At 72.8% G+C, this 16,330-nt stretch carries 9 protein-coding genes and 1 pseudogene; 8 read left to right on the top strand and 2 right to left on the bottom strand.

The window, feature by feature from the left end; translation table 11 throughout:
* The first annotated feature begins 66 nt into the window (after positions 1-66).
* Together OG885_RS41075 and OG885_RS41070 are read left to right on the top strand one after the other, a co-directional pair.
* The gene (locus OG885_RS41075) at positions 67-1,770 is read left to right on the top strand and encodes an ABC transporter ATP-binding protein (protein ID WP_405741237.1); all 1,704 of its coding nucleotides are present in this window, start codon (positions 67-69) and stop codon (positions 1,768-1,770) included.
* Entirely contained in the window at positions 1,770-3,617 is a 1,848-nt protein-coding gene (locus tag OG885_RS41070) for an ATP-binding cassette domain-containing protein (protein WP_405743117.1), read from the top strand. Before OG885_RS41075 ends, OG885_RS41070 begins: the two co-directional genes overlap by 1 nt.
* On the opposite strand, the pseudogene OG885_RS41065 reads toward OG885_RS41070, so the two are convergent.
* A pseudogene (locus OG885_RS41065) lies at positions 3,540-4,100 on the bottom strand (LuxR C-terminal-related transcriptional regulator); the annotation flags it as partial. The gene OG885_RS41070 and the pseudogene OG885_RS41065 sit on opposite strands and share 78 nt — an antisense overlap.
* A 1,383-nt stretch (positions 4,101-5,483) precedes the next feature.
* Between OG885_RS41065 and OG885_RS41060 the strand changes: the two are divergent.
* Positions 5,484-7,655 (top strand): PP2C family protein-serine/threonine phosphatase, encoded by a 2,172-nt coding sequence (locus OG885_RS41060; protein WP_405741234.1) that lies wholly within the window; start codon positions 5,484-5,486, stop codon positions 7,653-7,655.
* A 68-nt stretch (positions 7,656-7,723) separates the two neighbouring features.
* On the opposite strand, the gene OG885_RS41055 is transcribed toward OG885_RS41060, so the two are convergent.
* Positions 7,724-9,082: a S1 family peptidase gene (locus OG885_RS41055; protein WP_405741232.1), complete on the bottom strand. Its 1,359-nt coding sequence runs from the start codon at positions 9,080-9,082 to the stop codon at positions 7,724-7,726.
* A gap of 199 nt (positions 9,083-9,281) precedes the next feature.
* On the opposite strand from OG885_RS41055, the gene OG885_RS41050 reads away from it, so the two are divergent.
* The 5 genes from OG885_RS41050 to OG885_RS41030 all read left to right on the top strand — a co-directional run bounded on the left by OG885_RS41050 (position 9,282) and on the right by OG885_RS41030 (position 16,330).
* Complete coding sequence (locus tag OG885_RS41050; RefSeq protein ID WP_405741229.1) at positions 9,282-9,695, top strand: PaaI family thioesterase; 414 nt, start codon at positions 9,282-9,284, stop codon at positions 9,693-9,695.
* A 458-nt stretch (positions 9,696-10,153) separates the two neighbouring features.
* Positions 10,154-10,369 (top strand): hypothetical protein, encoded by a 216-nt coding sequence (locus tag OG885_RS41045; RefSeq protein WP_046256964.1) that lies wholly within the window; start codon positions 10,154-10,156, stop codon positions 10,367-10,369.
* A gap of 117 nt (positions 10,370-10,486) precedes the next feature.
* Positions 10,487-11,293: an HlyD family efflux transporter periplasmic adaptor subunit gene (locus OG885_RS41040; protein WP_405741227.1), complete on the top strand. Its 807-nt coding sequence runs from the start codon at positions 10,487-10,489 to the stop codon at positions 11,291-11,293.
* On the top strand, positions 11,290-13,512 hold the full coding sequence (locus OG885_RS41035) for an NHLP family bacteriocin export ABC transporter peptidase/permease/ATPase subunit (RefSeq protein ID WP_405741224.1): 2,223 nt from the start codon (positions 11,290-11,292) through the stop codon (positions 13,510-13,512). The genes OG885_RS41040 and OG885_RS41035 overlap by 4 nt, the downstream gene beginning before the upstream one ends.
* A 1-nt stretch (position 13,513) precedes the next feature.
* Positions 13,514-16,330: an NHLP bacteriocin export ABC transporter permease/ATPase subunit gene (locus tag OG885_RS41030; protein ID WP_405741221.1), complete on the top strand. Its 2,817-nt coding sequence runs from the start codon at positions 13,514-13,516 to the stop codon at positions 16,328-16,330.

The raw sequence follows: 16,330 nt of genomic DNA, 5'->3' as shown, positions 1-16,330 counted from the left end.
CTCCGGGCGGCCCGCTCCCGCGAGGGAAGGGCCGCCCGGGGTCCCGCACGTACCGGGGAGGGCCCCATGACGACCGCACCGGCAGCGCGTACCACCACGACGGTGTTCGGGCCCCTGGGCCCGGCCCCCGTCCGGTGTCTGGCCCTGTGCCTGGTGAGCACGGCCGCCACCGGCGCCGGGCTGCTGCTGCCCGCCGCGCTGGGCCGCGCCCTCGACCTGCTGCTCGCCGGAGCCCCGGCGACCCGCTGGGTGGCGTACTGCGCCGCGCTCGTCCTGCTGCTCGCCCTGCTCGACGCGGCCGAGACCGTGCTCGGCGGAACCCTCGACGCCCGCACCACCTCCTGGCTGCGCAGGCGCCTGACCGGACATGTCCTGGCCGTCGGCCCACGCGCCGCCGAACGCTTCGGACCCGGCGACCTCGTCGCCCGCCTCGTCGGCAACGCCGCGCAGGCCGGCACCGCGCCCACCGCCCGCGCCGCCCTGCTGGCCGCCCTCGCCGGACCGGTAGGCGGACTCGTCGCCCTCGCCCTCATCGACCCGTGGCTCGCCGCCGTACTGCTGGCCGGGGCACCCGTACTCGCGCTGCTGCTGCGCGCCTTCGCCCGCGACACCCGGGAGTGTGTCGCCCACTACCAACAGGAGCAGGGGCGCATCGCGGCGGCGCTCTCGGAGGCCGTCGGCGGCCACCGCACCATCCAGGCGGCCGGTACCGCGCAGCGGGAAGCCGCGCGCGTCCTGCGGCCGTTGCCCGAGCTGTCGCGGGCCGGGCATCGCATGTGGCGGGTGCAGGGGCGGGCCGCGGGCCAGTCCGTCGCCCTCGCCCCGCTGCTCCAGCTCGGTGTCGTCGCCGTCGCCGGGCTGCTGCTCGCCCATCACCGGCTCACCGTCGGCGAGTTGCTCGCGGCCTCGCGGTACGCGGTGCTCGCCGGCGGCGTGGGCATGCTCGTCGGACAGCTCGCCAGCCTCGCCCGCGCCCGCGCCGCCACCGGCCGCCTCACCGAGGTGCTGGCCGAACCCGCTCAGCTGTACGGAGACCGGCGACTGCCGCCCGGACCCGGCCGGTTGGAACTGCGCGGGGTCACCGCCCGACGCGGCGCACGGATGGTCCTCGACGGTGTCGACCTCGTCGTGCCCGGCGGGACGACCCTCGCCGTGGTCGGCCGATCCGGCGCCGGCAAGTCACTGCTGGCCGCGCTCGCCGGACGACTCGCCGACCCGGACGCCGGGGAGGTCCTCCTGGACGGCGTCCCGCTGCGGGAGTTGACCCATGACGAGCTGCGCGGGGCGATCGGGCACGCCTTCGACCGGCCCGCACTGCTGGGCGGCACCCTGGAGCAGGAGATCGGCCTCGGGCCCACGCCCCTCTCCCCCGCGCGCGTGCGGGAAGCGGCCCGCACCGCGCACGCGGACGACTTCGTCAACCGGCTGCCCGCCGGGTACGCCACGCTCTGCGCCGACGCCCCGCGCTCCGGCGGCGAGGCCCAACGCCTGGGCCTGGCCCGGGCGTTCGCCCACGGCGGCCGGCTCCTCGTCCTGGACGACGCGCTCTCCAGCCTCGACACCGTGACGGAGGCCCAGATCACCGCGTCCCTGGCGGGCTCCGGCACGCACGGCACCCGGCTGCTGGTCGCCCACCGGGCGGCGACCGCGGCCCGGGCGGACGCGGTGGCGTGGCTGGACGGGGGACGGGTGCGGGCGGTGGGCCCGCACGCCGAGTTGTGGCAACTGCCGGACTACCGCGCCGTGTTCATGGACGGGGAGCAGCCGTGATCACCCGGCGAGGGCTGCGCTTCCTGCGGGACCGGTGGCGGGTGGTCGTGCGACTGGCCGCCTGGTCGGTGCTGGAGACCGGGCAGACGTTCCTCACCGGCTACGCCCCCGCCCGTGCCCTGGACGACGGGTTCCTGGCGGGACGGGCGGGCGTCGGACTGGCCTGGCTCGGCGTCGCCGGGATCGGGGTCCTGGTCGGGGCGTTCGGCACGGCCCGGGTCTACGGCGCGGTGGCCGAACTGGTCGAGCCGCTCAGGGATGGCTTGGTGACCCGGGTCGTGGCGCACGGCGTACGGGAGGGCGACCCCAGGGCGCTGTCCGGGCTCACCCAGCAGACCGAGATCGCCCGGGACACGTTCGCGGGGCTGGTGATGGTGTCGCGCTCGTTCGTGTTCACCGCGGCCGGAGCGCTGATCGGCCTGTTCTCGCTCGCCCCGCCCCTCCTCCTGGTCGTCGGGCTCCCGCTGCTCGCCGGAGTGGCCCTCTTCCTGACGACGCTGCGTCCGCTGGCCCGCCGCCAGGAGGCGTTCCTGGTCGCCGACGAGGCGCTCGCCGCACGCTACGGCGCCGTCTGCCCCGGCCTGCGGGACATCACCGCGGCCGGGGCGGAGGACCGGGTCGCCGCCGACACCGGGCATCACATCGACTCCGAGCGGCGGGCCGCGACCTCGCTGGCCCGCTGGGGCGTCCTGCGGGTGGCCGCACTGACCATCGGCGGCGAACTCCCCATCGTGCTCCTGCTGTTGGCCGCACCTGCGCTGCTCGGGCACGGCGTCACGCCGGGCGCCCTGGTCGGCGCGCTGTCCTACGTCACCCAGTCGCTCCTGCCCGCCCTGCGCAACCTCGTCCACGGTCTGGGCACCAGCGGCTCACGGCTGGCGGTGGTGCTGCGCCGGCTGGTCCACCAGGACGGGACGGCGTCCGCCACCCCGACGGGCCGACTGCGGCGCCCCGCCGAAGATCCGCCGCCCGGCGTCCCCGCCCTCACCCTCAGGTCGGTCACCTTCGCCTACGGCCCCGCCGCGGCCCCCGTCGTCGACGGCCTCGACCTCGAACTCCGCCCCGGTGCCCATCTCGCCGTCGTCGGCCCGAGCGGCATCGGCAAGTCCACCCTCACCGCGCTCGTCGCCGGGGTGCTGGAGCCCGGCAGTGGCGTGATCCGGGTGTGCGGGTACCCGGTGCCCGGGGCCGAGGCCGCGGCCCGCCGGGTCCTGGTCCCGCAGGAGGCCTACGTGCACTCCGGCACCCTCGCCGAGAACCTCGGGCTGCTGCGCCCCGACCCGGTGCCCGAGGCGGAGTTGCTCGCGGCGGCCGAGGCGGTGGGTCTTCTGCCGCTGCTGGAGGCGCTCGGCGGCCCCGCCGCCACGGTCGACCCGGCGGCGCTCTCCGCGGGCGAGCGGCAGCTGATCGCCCTCACCCGGGCCCATCTGTCGTACGCCCCGCTCGTCCTCCTGGACGAGGCGACCTGTCATCTCGACCCGCGTGCCGAGGAACGCGCGGAGCGGGCCTTCGCGGCCCGGCCCGGGGGCACGCTGGTGGTCGTCGCGCACCGGATCAGCTCGGCGCGACGGGCCGACCGGATCCTGGTGATGGACGGCCGGACGACGGAGTACGGAACACATGACGCGCTGCTGGAGCGCTCGGCGCTCTACCGCGACCTCGTCGGGAGCTGGTCGCCGGAGCCGTCACAGCCAGCCCTCTCCCTGGGAGATCCGGATCGCGTCGATGCGGTTGCGGGCGCCGGTCTTGCGGGTGATGGCCGCCATGTAGTTGCGCACCGTCCCGTGGGACAGGTGCAGGCTTCCGGCGATCTCCGCGACGGAGGCCCCCTCGGCGGCGAGGGATAACACGCTCAGCTCGCGACGGGTCAGCGGCATCTCGGCGGCCTTCAGGAAACCGAAGCCGAGCGAGTCATCGACGAAACGTTTTCCTTCGGCGACGCGGCGGATTCCGTGGACCAGGCGTTCCGGCGAGCCCTCCTTGTCGACGTAGCCGAGCGCCCCCGCCTCCACGGCCCGTTTCAGCAGGCCGGGGCGGTTCGCGCTGGCGAGCACGAGGAGCCGTGGCGGTGCCGCCCCGCCCGATCTGGCGTCCAGCTCACCGAGCGGTGGGATGCCGTAACTGTCCGAGCACTCCAGGTCGGCCGCGCAGACGTCCGGCCGCAGGGTTCGCAGCCGGCCCGGCGCGCTGCGCCACGGGGCGTCCTCCACCCCCAGGTCCGGTTCCCTGCGTAACCACTCCGCCAGAACCGACCTGACCAGACACTCGTCGTGCACCAGAAGAACCCGGATCACTGCCCGTCCCCTCGCGTTGCCGTTCGCCGGTTCCATGGGTGAGAAGCGACTGCCCCATTGTTCGCGTCCCGCACCTTCCCCGGGCGCGAAGAACCGGCCATCAGGTTGCGCGGGGGCGCACTGACGGCTCCCGTACGCCGTGCCGCGCTTCGAATGGAGGGGCATGGGGTGAGGGGGACGGGGTATAGGCGGGCCGGCCGTTATTGGGCTGACTGCGGGCCGGCGCGCGGGAGGGGCCAGCCGCCCTCGGCAGGCCGGGCGGGGGCCGGGGGCTCGCCGCAGTGACCTGGCGGCGCCCCGGCACCACGCCTCGCCTTCATCGGCCGGGTCGGGGCACTCACCTCTGTCGCTCGGCCACGGCCCGATCGCCACGGCCACAGGGCCCGGGCCGCTCGCCCTCATCGACCGGGCTCGGGGCACACACCTCCACCACCTCGCCACGCCCCAGCACCAAACCCACAGGAGCCGGGCCGCTCACCTTCACCGCCCGGCTTCGTGGAGCTCGCCTCCATCACTCGGCCACGGCCCGATCGCCACGGCCACAGGGCCCGGGCCACTCGCCCTCATCGACCGGGCCCGGGGCACACACCTCCACCACCTCGCCACGCCCCAGCACCAAACCCACAGGAGCCGGGCCGCTCACCTTCACCGCCCGGCTTCGTGGAGCTCGCCTCCATCACTCGGCCACGGCCCGATCGCCACGGCCACAGGGCCCGGGCCACTCGCCCTCATCGACCGGGCCCGGGGCACACACCTCCACCACCTCGCCACGCCCCAGCACCAAACCCACAGGAGCCGGGCCGCTCACCTTCACCGCCCGGCTTCGTGGAGCTCGCCTCCATCACTCGGCCACGGCCCGATCGCCACGGCCACAGGGCCCGGGCCACTCGCCCTCATCGACCGGGCCCGGGGCACACACCTCCACCACCTCGCCACGCCCCAGCACCAAACCCACAGGAGCCGGGCCGCTCACCTTCACCGCCCGGCTTCGTGGAGCTCGCCTCCATCACTCGGCCACGGCCCGATCGCCACGGCCACAGGGCCCGGGCCACTCGCCCTCATCGACCGGGCCCGGGGCACACACCTCCACCACCTCGCCACGCCCCGGCACCACGCCCACAGGGGTCGGGCCGCTCACCTTCGTCGACCGGGTTCAGGGTGTTTGCCTCCGTCGCTCGGCTACGGCCCGCTCGCCGCGATCGCGTGGGCCAGTCGCTGGCCCCCGCCAGCCGCGTACCGGTTGCTCGCCTCCCTCGGCCCCCTCCCCCCCTCGCCCCTCGGCCCCCTCGGCCCCTTCGCCCCTTCGCCCCCCTCTCCCCCTCTCCCCAGCCTGACCTGACGCCCTCGTCGGCCGGGCCCCGTGGGCTCGCCGTGCGCGTGCCTGCGGCAAGGGGGAGATTTGATCCCGGAGCCCGTTGTATGCCGGGCTGTGGGGTGTGTGAGGAGGTGGGCGGCGTGGGTGATGGGGGTAGGGGCGCGCAGGCGCCGGCTGCCGCGCGGACGCGGGTCGGGCGGCCGCTGCTGTCGCTGGCGCTGGCCTCGATGATGGACGAGGTGCACGCCCACTCCGGCGCGGTGTATCTGCTGGCGTCCGGCGAGCCGGTCCTGGAGATGGCGGTGATGGCCGGGCTGCCCCGGGCCTTCGCGGCGCCCTGGGAACGCGTGGGGCTCAGCGCCCCGATCCCGGTCGCCGAGGCGGTCCGGGAGCGGCGGCTGGTGTGGGTGGGCGGTGAGGAGGAGATGGCCCGCCGTTATCCGCGGATCGCCGTGGTGCTTCCCTACCCGTTCGCGCTCGCCGCGCTGCCCGTGGCGACGGACACCAAGGAGTACGGCGCGATCTTCGTGACCTGGCCCGGCTCGCATCCGCCGGAACTCTCCGACCGGGAGCGGGACCATCTGGGCGCGGCCTGCGGACGGCTCGCGGTGCGTCTGGAGCGGGCCGCCGCGGACAGCCGCCCGGTCTTCCCGGAGCCCGATCTGCTGACCGGCACCCCGGTGGCCGGCGCGGCGGGCACGCTGGGCACGGTGGAGGCGGCCCGGATGGTGTCCCGGCTGCCGTACGGGCTGTGCTCGCTCGATCTGCACGGGCGGATCGCCTTCGCCAACGCCGCCGCGGCCGAGCTGATCGGCGTCCCGGTCAGCAGCCTGCTCGGCACCCAGCTGTGGGCGTCGGTGCCCTGGCTCAACGACCCGGTCTACGAGGACCGCTACCGCGCCGCGCTGCTCAGTCAGCAGACGACGTCGTTCGTGGCACTGCGACCGCCCGGCGACTGGCTGTCGTTCCGGCTGTACCCGAGCACCACCGGCCTGAGCGTGCGCGTAAGCAGGGCGCGGGCGGTGGCGGAGATGAGCCGGGCCGCGCCGCAGCCGAGCGGCGCCCAGTCCCGGCTCGTCACCATCTCGCAGGTGCTGAGCCTGGCCGGGGCGCTGACCGAGGCGGCCGGTGTGGAGGACGTGGTCCAGCTCGTCGCCGACGAGATCGTGCCGGCGGTGGGCGGCCAGGCCCTCGTCATGCTCGGCTCCCGGGCGGGACGGCTGCACGTGCTGGGCCATCGCGGCTATCCCGACCCGCATGTCGTGGAGCGCTTCGACGGGCTGCCGCTGAGCGAGCCGACGCCCGGCGCACAGGCCCTGAGCAGTGGAGTACCCGCGTTCTTCGACTCGCGCCGGCAGCTGGAGCACCTGTATCCGGTCCGGCACACCACCCCCGACGGCTTCGAGGCCTGGGCGTATCTGCCCCTGATCGCCTCCGGCCGGCCGGTCGGCACCTGTGTGCTGGCCTACGCCGAACCGCACCCCTTCCCGGCCGACGAACGGGCCGTCCTGACGAGCCTCGGCGGACTGATCGCGCAGGCCCTGGAACGCGCGATGCTGTACGACGCCAAGCACCGGCTCGCCCACGGCCTCCAGGAGGCGCTGCTCCCCCACTCGCTGCCCGCGCTGCCCGGCGTAGACGCGGCCGCCCGCTATCTGCCCGCCACCCAGGGCATGGACATCGGCGGCGACTTCTACGACCTGGTGCCCTCGCACGGAGCGGCCTCGGCGGTGATCGGCGACGTACAGGGGCACAACGTCACCGCGGCCGGGCTGATGGGGCAGATCCGGACCGCGGTACGGGCGTACACGACCGTCGGGCAGGCCCCGCAGGACGTCATGAGCAGCACCAACCGGCTGCTCATCGACCTCGGCTCCGACCTCTTCGCGAGCTGTCTGTACCTCCGCCTCGACCCCGCCCACGGACGCGCCGTGATGGCGCGGGCCGGTCATCCCCCGCCCCTGCTGCGCCGGCCGGACGGAAAGGTACGCGTCCTGGACCTGGCCGGCGGTCCGCTCCTCGGTATCGACGGCTCGGCGACGTATCCGACGACGGAGGTCGACCTGGCGCCGGGCAGCGTGCTCGCCCTCTACACCGACGGCCTGATCGAGTCGCCCGGTGTCGACATCGAGGACGCCCTCGCCGATCTGGGGCAGCGGCTCGCGCAGGCCGGGGACCTGCCGCTGGACGCGTTGGCGGACGAACTGGTGGCGTACGGCGGGGCGGGGGAGGAGCGGATCGACGACGTGGCGTTGCTGCTGCTGCGGGCGCGCTGACACGGACTCGGTCCGGCCCTCCCGCCGGAGGGCCGGACCGAGTCCGTGAACTGGTGGTGGGGCGTGGGTCAGTGGGTCTCGGTCAGCCCGGAGTCACCGTTGTCCGCGCCCGCGCCGGCCTCTTCACCGCCGACGTCCTGGCCACCGGCGTCCTGGCCACCGACTTCCTGACCGGCCTCCTGGCCGCCGACTTCCTGACCGGCGCCGGCTTCCTCGCCGCCGACCTCCTGGCCGGCACCGGCCTCGTCACCCGCGCCCGCTTCGTCGCCGGCGCCCGCCTCCTGGCCGCCGCCCGCCGCGTCGCCCGCGCCGAGCGTCGCGCCGACCGCCGTCAGGGCGGTGGTGACCGGCTGGAAGAAGGTCTCGCCACCCACCGTGCAGTCGCCGCTGCCGCCGGAGGTCAGGCCGATGGCCAGCCCGTCCTGCGTGAACAGCGAGCCGCCGCTGTCGCCGGGCTCGGCGCAGACGTTGGTCTGGATGAGCCCGGTGACCGTGCCCTCCGGGTAGTTGACGGTCGCGTCGAGTCCGAGGACCTGGCCGTCGTTGAGCCCGGTGGTGCTGCCCATTCTGAAGACCTGGAGGCCGACCTCGGCATCGGCGGCCTGGGAGATCTGCACGGTCTGGCCGTCGCCGACGTTGACCTCGCTCGGCGCGACCGTGGCCGGGTCGTCGTACTTCACGAGGGCGAAGTCACCGTCGCCGGGGAAGGTGGCCTGGTCGACGGTGGCGATCGGCTGGCCGTCCTGCGCGTCCGACCACTGGGCCGCCGCGACACCGCAGTGACCGGCGGTCAGGAAGGCCGGGCTGCCGTCGCCCGCGGTGACGTTGAACCCGGCCGAGCAGCGGGCGCCGCCGCCGAAGATGGCGTCGCCGCCGGAGAGGAAGGTCTTGAAGGTGCCGGCCGACTTCTTGATGGTCGCCATGCCCGAGCCGAGGGTGTCGACCGTCGACTCCAGCTGGTCCCACTTGGCGCCGGTGACCGTGCTGTCGGCGGTGACCAGGATCTTGTTCGTCCTGGGGTCGACGGCCCAGGAGGTGCCCGGGATGGTCGCGTCGGCCTTCAACGTCGCGGCGCCCGCGGCGAGTTCGGTGAGGCTGTTGTCGACCTCGCGTATCTTCGCGCCGGCCTTCTTGGCCTGGACGATCACGTTGTTGTTGTCGCCCGAGATGACGTTCACGACGAGCTGCTGCTGGTCCGTGTCGTAGTACGAACCGGCGAAGGCGTCGCCGAGCAGTTCCTGAAGCTGTGAGGCGAGATCCGAGGCGTCCGACGCCTTGAGGGTCTTCGGGGCGGCCGCGGCTCCGTTCGACGACGAGCCGTCCTGGGACGCGTTCGCGTTGGGCAGGAGAATTGCGGCCGCTCCGAGCGCCACCACGCCGCCTGCCGCGATCGCGGCCTTGCGCTTGGGGATTCGCTTGTGACTCAAACTTCTCGACCTCCTGAAGGACGGGGTCAGTGCCACCGTTCGTCGGCGGCTGTTCGGGGCGCCTGGATGGCAGTGGGTACGCAGGAGGCACCTGGGGCGTTCAATTCCGTTTGTTGGCAGTCCCTTTGCAGTGCCGAATCGGCCAAGGGATCGGCCGGGCTCCGCGTCCGGCGGCCCAGCAGCGGGAACAATCCCCCATATGACGATGACCACCGCCGAAGCCGACAAGATCCTCTCCGCCAACTTCGCCCCTTGGGTGCTCGATCTGGGGCTGACCGTCGAGGCCCTGGGCGAGGACCGGGCGACCCTGCGACTTCCCTGGTCGGACCGCCTGTCGCGGGAGGGCGGGGCGCTGTCGGGCCAGGCCCTGATGGCCGCCGCGGACACGGCCACGGTGATCGCCGTGTCGGCGGCGCGGGGGGCCTACGGACCGATGACGACCGTGCAGCAGTCGACCTCGTTCCAGCGCGCTGTGTCCGGTTCGGATGTCCTGATCCAGGCGGTGATCACCAAGCTGGGCCGGCGCATGGCGTTCGCCGACATCACGATGACCGACGCGGAGTCAGGTGAACTCGCGGCCCGCGCGAGCACGGTCTACGCACTTCTCGGCTGACGACCGGACAGACACGGTCCGCGATCGGTCAGCGACGGTCCGTCTCGAAGTTCCCCCGGAATCCCGGCTTCAGGGAATCTGCACATCCAATACTCAACCAAGTCACCGTGCGCGGCGGATCTGCACAAGCGCGTTCCGCCGCGTACGTCATTGGGGCGGGAGTGTCGGATTCGCCTCCCGGGCCGCAAGTCCTCGTGTGAACCGAAGACGTGCCGGGTGTGAAGAACTCGGCGGCGAGACGTGCGCACGCCTGCACGCTTCGGTACCTCCGGGACCCAAGTGCCCAGGTGAGGCCGTTGGTTGATTGGAAGCCCGTGCCCGCCGCGTGCTTTTATCCATCGCACCGCGGCAGCCGCGAACGGCTCCCGGAAACGGGTGTCTGGCGCCTGCGGCACGCGGCCGCCCCTGCCAGGGGTCCGCTCCCCCTTGTGAATATCCATATGAAGGGAAGTTCCACCATGAACTCCACCCCCCAGGTTGAGACCGTCGAGATCTCCGACGCGGAGCTCGACAACGTCTCCGGCGGCCTGCAGCTGAACGCCCTCGGCACCGTCACCGGCCTGGTGGACGGCATCGCCCCGGTCTCCGGCCTGGTCGACACGGCCGTCGGCACCGTCGAGGGTGTCACCGGCCTCTCCGTGGCCCCGGTCACGAACCTGGTCGCCGGTCTCTGATCGCACCTTGTGCCCTGAGTCCCGGAGCCGCTTCCCGGCTCCGGGACTCTCGGACGTCATGACACAGCCGGCTGCCCGCAGCCGGTCCTTCCTCGTTTTCAGGTGAGGGAAAGTTCCGTGCAGTTCCGCCAACAGGCCCTCGCCAAGCTCCAGTCGCCGGAGGAGCTCGACCTCCCCGTGCGTTTCGCCCGCCCCCAGGGCTGGCTCGCGCTCTTGGCGACGGTGGTCGTGATGGCCGCCGCGTCGGTGTGGGCGGTGACCGGTTCGGTCGCCTCCACCGTGGGCGCGCCCGCCATCCTCACCCACGGACAGGGCAGTTACATCCTCCAGAGCCCGGTCGCGGGCCAGGTCACCGCCGTAATCGCGAAGCAGGGCGAGCGGCTGCCCGCCAACTCCCCGGTGCTGAAGGTCCGTACCGCCGAGGGCGACACCGTCGTCCGCTCGGTCGCCGCCGGCCGCGTCACCGCGCTCGCCGCCACGATCGGCCAGATCATCCAGACCGGCGCCAATGTGGCCGCCGTGGAGAAGGTCGCGCACACCTCCGATCCGCTGTACGCCACCGTGTACGTCCCGGCCGAGAACGCCGCCTCGATCCCCGCGAACGCCGCCGTGGACCTGACGGTGTCCTCCGTGCCCACCCAGGAGTACGGCGTGCTGCGCGGCCATGTGAAGTCGGTGGACCGTTCGGCGCAGTCGGCCCAGCAGATCTCCGCGTTCCTCGGGGACAGCCAGCTCGGCGAGCAGTTCACCAAGGACGGCAGGCCGGTGGCCGTGACGGTGAAGCTGGACAAGGCGTCCGGCACCAAGAGCGGCTACGAGTGGTCGTCCGCGGACGGGCCACCGTTCTCCCTCACCTCCATGACCGTGGCCCAGGGTTCCATCCGCCTCGCCGACCAGCGTCCCGTCGATTGGCTGCTGCCGTGACCACCGCACAGGAGACCCGCGGCCGCCGCCGGTCCGCCCCGCCCAAGCGCCCGGTGCCGAAGGGCAGGGGCAGCACGATCCGCACGCCCACCGTGCTCCAGATGGAGGCCGTCGAGTGCGGCGCCGCCTCCCTCGCGATGGTCCTCGGCCATTTCGGCAAGCACGTCCCGCTGGAGGAGCTGCGCATCGCGTGCGGTGTCTCGCGGGACGGCTCGCGCGCCAGCAACCTGCTGAAGGCGGCCCGCAGTTACGGTCTGACCGCCAAGGGCATGCAGATGGACACGGCCGCTCTCGCCGAGGTCAAGGCGCCGGCGGTCCTCTTCTGGGAGTTCAACCACTACGTCGTCTTCGACGGCATGGGCCGCCGCTTCGGCCGCCGCGGGGTCTACATCAACGACCCCGGCAAGGGCCGCAGGTTCGTGCCGATGGAGGACTTCGACTCCAGCTTCACCGGTGTCGTCCTGATCATGGAGCCGGGTGACGGCTTCACCAAGGGCGGCCGCAAGCCCGGTGTCCTCGGCGCGATGCCGGCCCGGCTGCGGGGTACGGCGGGCACCATGCCGGCCGCGGTGCTGGCGAGCCTGCTGCTGGTGCTGGTGGGCGCGGCGGTGCCCGCGCTGAGCCGTACCTACATCGACATGTTCCTCATCGGGGGCCAGACGTCCCTGCTGGGCGTGCTGTTCGCGTCGATGGGCACCTGCGTGGCGCTCACGCTCGTCCTGACCTGGCTGCAACAGGCGAACCTGCTGCGCGGCCGCATCATCTCCTCCACCCTCTCCAGCGCCCGCTTCCTGCGCCATCTGCTGCGGCTGCCGGTGACGTTCTTCTCCCAGCGCAGCCCGGCGGACCTGGTGCAGCGCCTCCAGTCCAACGACGCCGTGGCCGAGACGCTGGCCCGTGACCTCGCGGCGGCGGGCGTGGACGCGGTGGTCGTCGTCCTGTACGCCGTCCTCCTCTACACCTACGACCCGCAGTTGACGTTCGTCGGCATCGGCGTCGCGCTGCTGAACATCGTCGCCATGCGGGTGGTCATCCGTCTGCGCGCCACCCGCACCGCGAAACTGCGGGCCGACAGTGCCCGGTTGACCAACACCGCCTACACGGGCCTGCAGTTGATCGAGACGATGAAGGCGACGGGCGGCGAGGACGGCTATTTCCGCAAGTGGGCCGGGCAGCACGCCACCACCCTGGAGGAACAGCAGCGGCTCGGGGTGCCCTCCGCCTGGCTGGGCGTGGTCGCGCCGACGCTCGCCTCGCTCAACAGCGCGGTGATCCTGTGGGTCGGCGGTATGCGGGCGGTCGAGGGCGGTATCTCGGTCGGCCTCCTGGTCGCCTTCCAGTCCCTGGTCACCCGCTTCACCGCGCCCATCACCCGCCTCAACGGCGTCGCCGGGCGCATCCAGGACTTCGCGGCCGACGTGGCCCGGCTGAAGGACGTGGAGAACTTCCAGGCCGACCCGCTCTACGGCCGGCCGGGCGCCGGTGACTCGACCCGGCGACTGCAGGGACATGTCGAGCTGCAGAACATCTCCTTCGGCTACAACCCACTCGACAAGCCCCTGTTGACCGGCTTCGACCTCACCGTCGGCCCGGGACAGCAGGTGGCCCTGGTCGGCGGCTCGGGCAGCGGCAAGTCGACGGTCTCCCGGCTGATATCCGGCCTGTACGCGCCCTGGGAGGGCGTCATCCGCATCGACGGCCGGCGCCTGGAGGACATTCCGCGCGGCGCCCTCGCCTCCTCCGTCTCCTTCGTCGACCAGGACGTCTTCCTCTTCGAGGGCTCGGTGCGCGACAACGTGGCGCTGTGGGACCCCTCGATCCCGGACGACGCGGTGGTGGACGCGCTGCGCGACGCGGCGCTCTACGACGTGGTGATGCGCCGCCCCGGCGGCATCAACAGCCGGGTCGAGCAGGACGGCCGGAACTTCTCCGGCGGCCAGCGTCAACGCCTGGAGATCGCGAGGGCGTTGGTGCGGCGGCCGAGCATCCTCGTCCTCGACGAGGTCACGAGCGCGCTGGACGCCGAGACCGAACAGATGGTGATGGACAACCTCCGCAGACGCGGCTGTGCCTGTGTGGTGATCGCGCACCGGCTCAGCACCGTGCGCGACAGCGACGAGATCGTCGTACTCCAGCACGGCACGATCGTGGAACGCGGACGGCACGAGGAGCTGGTGGCGCGCGGTGGCGCGTACGCGGCTCTGGTCAGGGAGCGCTGAGATGACGACCGCACCCGAAGGGGACCTGGTTCTCCAGGCCCTCGGCGCCATGGGCACGCCGTTCGACCTCGCCGGACACAACCGGCTGGACCTCGAAGGGCCGCAGGTGCTGTGGCTGGTGGCATCCGGCGCGGTGGACCTGTTCGCGGTGGACGCCGACCAGCAGGGCCACTGGCATCACCTGGGCCGCCTGGAGGCGGGCTCGCTGCTGCTGGGCCCGACGCCCGGCCCCCAACACACGCTCGTGGCCCGCCCGTTGCGGGACTGCGTGGTGCACCGCATCGGCCTGCGCGAGCTGTACCAGCCCGCGAACACCCAGACCTGGTCCTACGACGAGTACGGCAACCCGCAGTACGTCCCACCGACGACGAGCCCGCTGGAGTACGCCCTCGCCCTCGGCGTCGGCCGCAGCCTCTCCATCCTCTTCCAGGCGCCGATGGCCAGCGAACGCGCCGCCGAGATCACCGACGACGACGTCTTCTGGATGCAGGTGCCGCCGGGCAGTGTGCAGTACGGCTCGCTGTACGGGGCGGAGGCCGCCGCCGATCTGCTGATGGACCCGGCGGTGTGGCAGAGCATGGTCGACCAGCAGTACCGGCTGCTCACCACGCTGGACCGCTGGATCGAGCAGGTGGAGCGCACCCACGAGCACCGCACGGCCGAAGGCATCAAGGCCGGTGAGGCGGTCCGCGCGCAGGCCGACCGGACGCTCCTCGCGTCCATCGGCAAGTCGTCGGGCAAGCGGGCCACGGCCGCCGACGCGGACGCCTCGTACGCGGCGTGCAAGCTGGTCGCCCGGGCGGCCGGGATCACGCTGGCCGATCCGGCGCAGTCCGGCACGGGCAGCGACCGGCTCGATCCGGTCGAGCAGATCGCGCTCGCCTCCCGGGTGCGCGCCCGGGCCGTACGGCTCGACGGCACCTGGTGGCGGGACAACGTCGGTCCGCTGGTGGGGCATCGGGCGCTGTCCGGGGCGCCGGTCGCGCTGCTGTGGCGGCGCGGCGGCTATGTGGCGGTGCATCCGGCGACGGGCCGGGAGACGCCGATCGAGAAGGCCAACGCGGAGGAGTTCGAGCCGCGCGCGGTGATGTTCTACCGCCCGCTGCCCGACCGTGCGCTCAGCCCGCTCCGGCTGCTGCGGTTCAGCATGCAGCACATGGGCGGCGACCTGACGAACCTGCTGCTCAGCGGCCTCGTGACTGTCGCGATCGGCGCGATCGTGCCGATCGCCACCGGCCGGGTGCTCGGCGAGTTCGTGCCGAAGGCCCAGACGCATCTGATCGTCCAGGTCTGTCTCGCGGTGATGGTCAGCAGTCTCGTCGCCGCGACCTTCATGCTGTTGCAGAACCTGACGATCCTGCGTCTGGAGGGCCGTATCGAGGCGACCCTCCAACCGGCCGTGTGGGACCGGCTGTTGCGGCTGCCGACGAAGTTCTTCACCGAGCGTTCGACGGGTGAGCTGGCGAGCGCGGCGATGGGCATCAGCTCGATCCGCCGCCTGCTGGCCGGAGTCGGGCCCGTGGTCGCGCAGTCGGTGACGGTCGGTGCGATGAACCTGGGGCTGCTGTTCTGGTACAGCGTGCCGATGGCGTTCGCGGCGATCGGCATGCTCGTCGTGATCGCCGGGGTGTTCCTGGGGCTCGGCCTGTGGCAGGTGCGCTGGCAGCGACGCCTGGTGGTGCTCGGCAACAAGCTCAACAACCAGGCCTTCCAGACCCTGCGCGGACTGCCCAAGCTGCGGGTCGCGGCGGCCGAGAACTACGCGTACGCGGCCTGGGCCTCGGAGTTCGCCCGCAGCCGTGAGCTCCAGCAGAAGGTGGGCCGGATCAAGAACCTCACCACGGTGCTGGGCGCGGTCTATCTGCCGATCTGCACGCTGCTGATGTTCATGCTGCTGGCGGGCCCGGCGCGCGGCTCGATGTCGGCGGCGGCGTTCCTCACCTTCAACACCTCGGTGACGATGGTGCTGACCTCGGTGACCCAGCTGACCGGCGCGTTCGTGTCGGCGGTGGGCGCGCTGCCGCTCTTCGAGGAGATCAAGCCGGTCCTGGAGGCCACCCCGGAGGTCCGCACCGCGAGCACCCGGCCGGGCCCGCTGTCCGGCGGGATCGAGGCACGCCGGCTGTCCTTCCGCTACTCCGACGACGGCCCGCTCATCCTCGACGACGTGTCCTTCGACATCCGTCCCGGCGAGTTCGTGGCGATCGTCGGCCCGAGCGGCTGCGGCAAGTCCACGCTGCTCCGGCTGCTGATCGGCTTCGACCCGCCGGTCTCGGGGAGCGTGCTGTACGACGGCCAGGACCTGGCGGCCCTCGACCAGTCGGCGGTGCGCCGGCAGTGCGGGGTGGTGCTCCAGCACGCCCAGCCGTTCACCGGCTCGATCATGGACGTCATCTGCGGCACCGAGCCCTACACCCCGGAGGAGGTGATGGCGGCGGCGCAGATGGCGGGCCTCGCGGAGGACATCCAGCGGATGCCGATGGGCCTGCACACCATCGTCTCCGGCAGCGGTGCCGTCTCCGGCGGCCAGCGTCAACGGCTCATGATCGCCCAGGCGTTGATCCGTCGCCCGCGCATCCTGTTCTTCGACGAGGCGACCAGCGCCCTGGACAACGAGACACAGCGCACGGTCATCGAGTCCACCAAGGCCCTCAACGCCACCCGTATCGTCATCGCGCACCGCCTGTCGACGGTGCTGGACGCCGACCGGGTGATCGTGATGGAGGACGGCAAGGTCGCCCAGCAGGGCCCGCCCGCGCAGCTGCTCGCGGACACGAACGGGCGGCTGCACGAGCTGGTGCGGCGGCAGATGGCGTAG

It is taken from the genome of Streptomyces sp. NBC_00028, from assembly GCF_045041065.1.
Classification (GTDB): domain Bacteria; phylum Actinomycetota; class Actinomycetes; order Streptomycetales; family Streptomycetaceae; genus Streptomyces.
This window is presented reverse-complemented; position numbering and strand designations above follow the sequence as displayed.

What these genes read in the sequence shown, in the direction of transcription:
- OG885_RS41075 (WP_405741237.1), top strand. Translation starts at nt 67, where the DNA reads ATGACGACCGCACCGGCAGCGCGTACCACCACGACGGTGTTCGGGCCC.
- OG885_RS41060 (WP_405741234.1), top strand. Translation starts at nt 5,484, where the DNA reads ATGCCGGGCTGTGGGGTGTGTGAGGAGGTGGGCGGCGTGGGTGATGGG.
- OG885_RS41050 (WP_405741229.1), top strand. Translation starts at nt 9,282, where the DNA reads ATGACGATGACCACCGCCGAAGCCGACAAGATCCTCTCCGCCAACTTC.
- OG885_RS41045 (WP_046256964.1), top strand. Translation starts at nt 10,154, where the DNA reads ATGAACTCCACCCCCCAGGTTGAGACCGTCGAGATCTCCGACGCGGAG.
- OG885_RS41030 (WP_405741221.1), top strand. Translation starts at nt 13,514, where the DNA reads ATGACGACCGCACCCGAAGGGGACCTGGTTCTCCAGGCCCTCGGCGCC.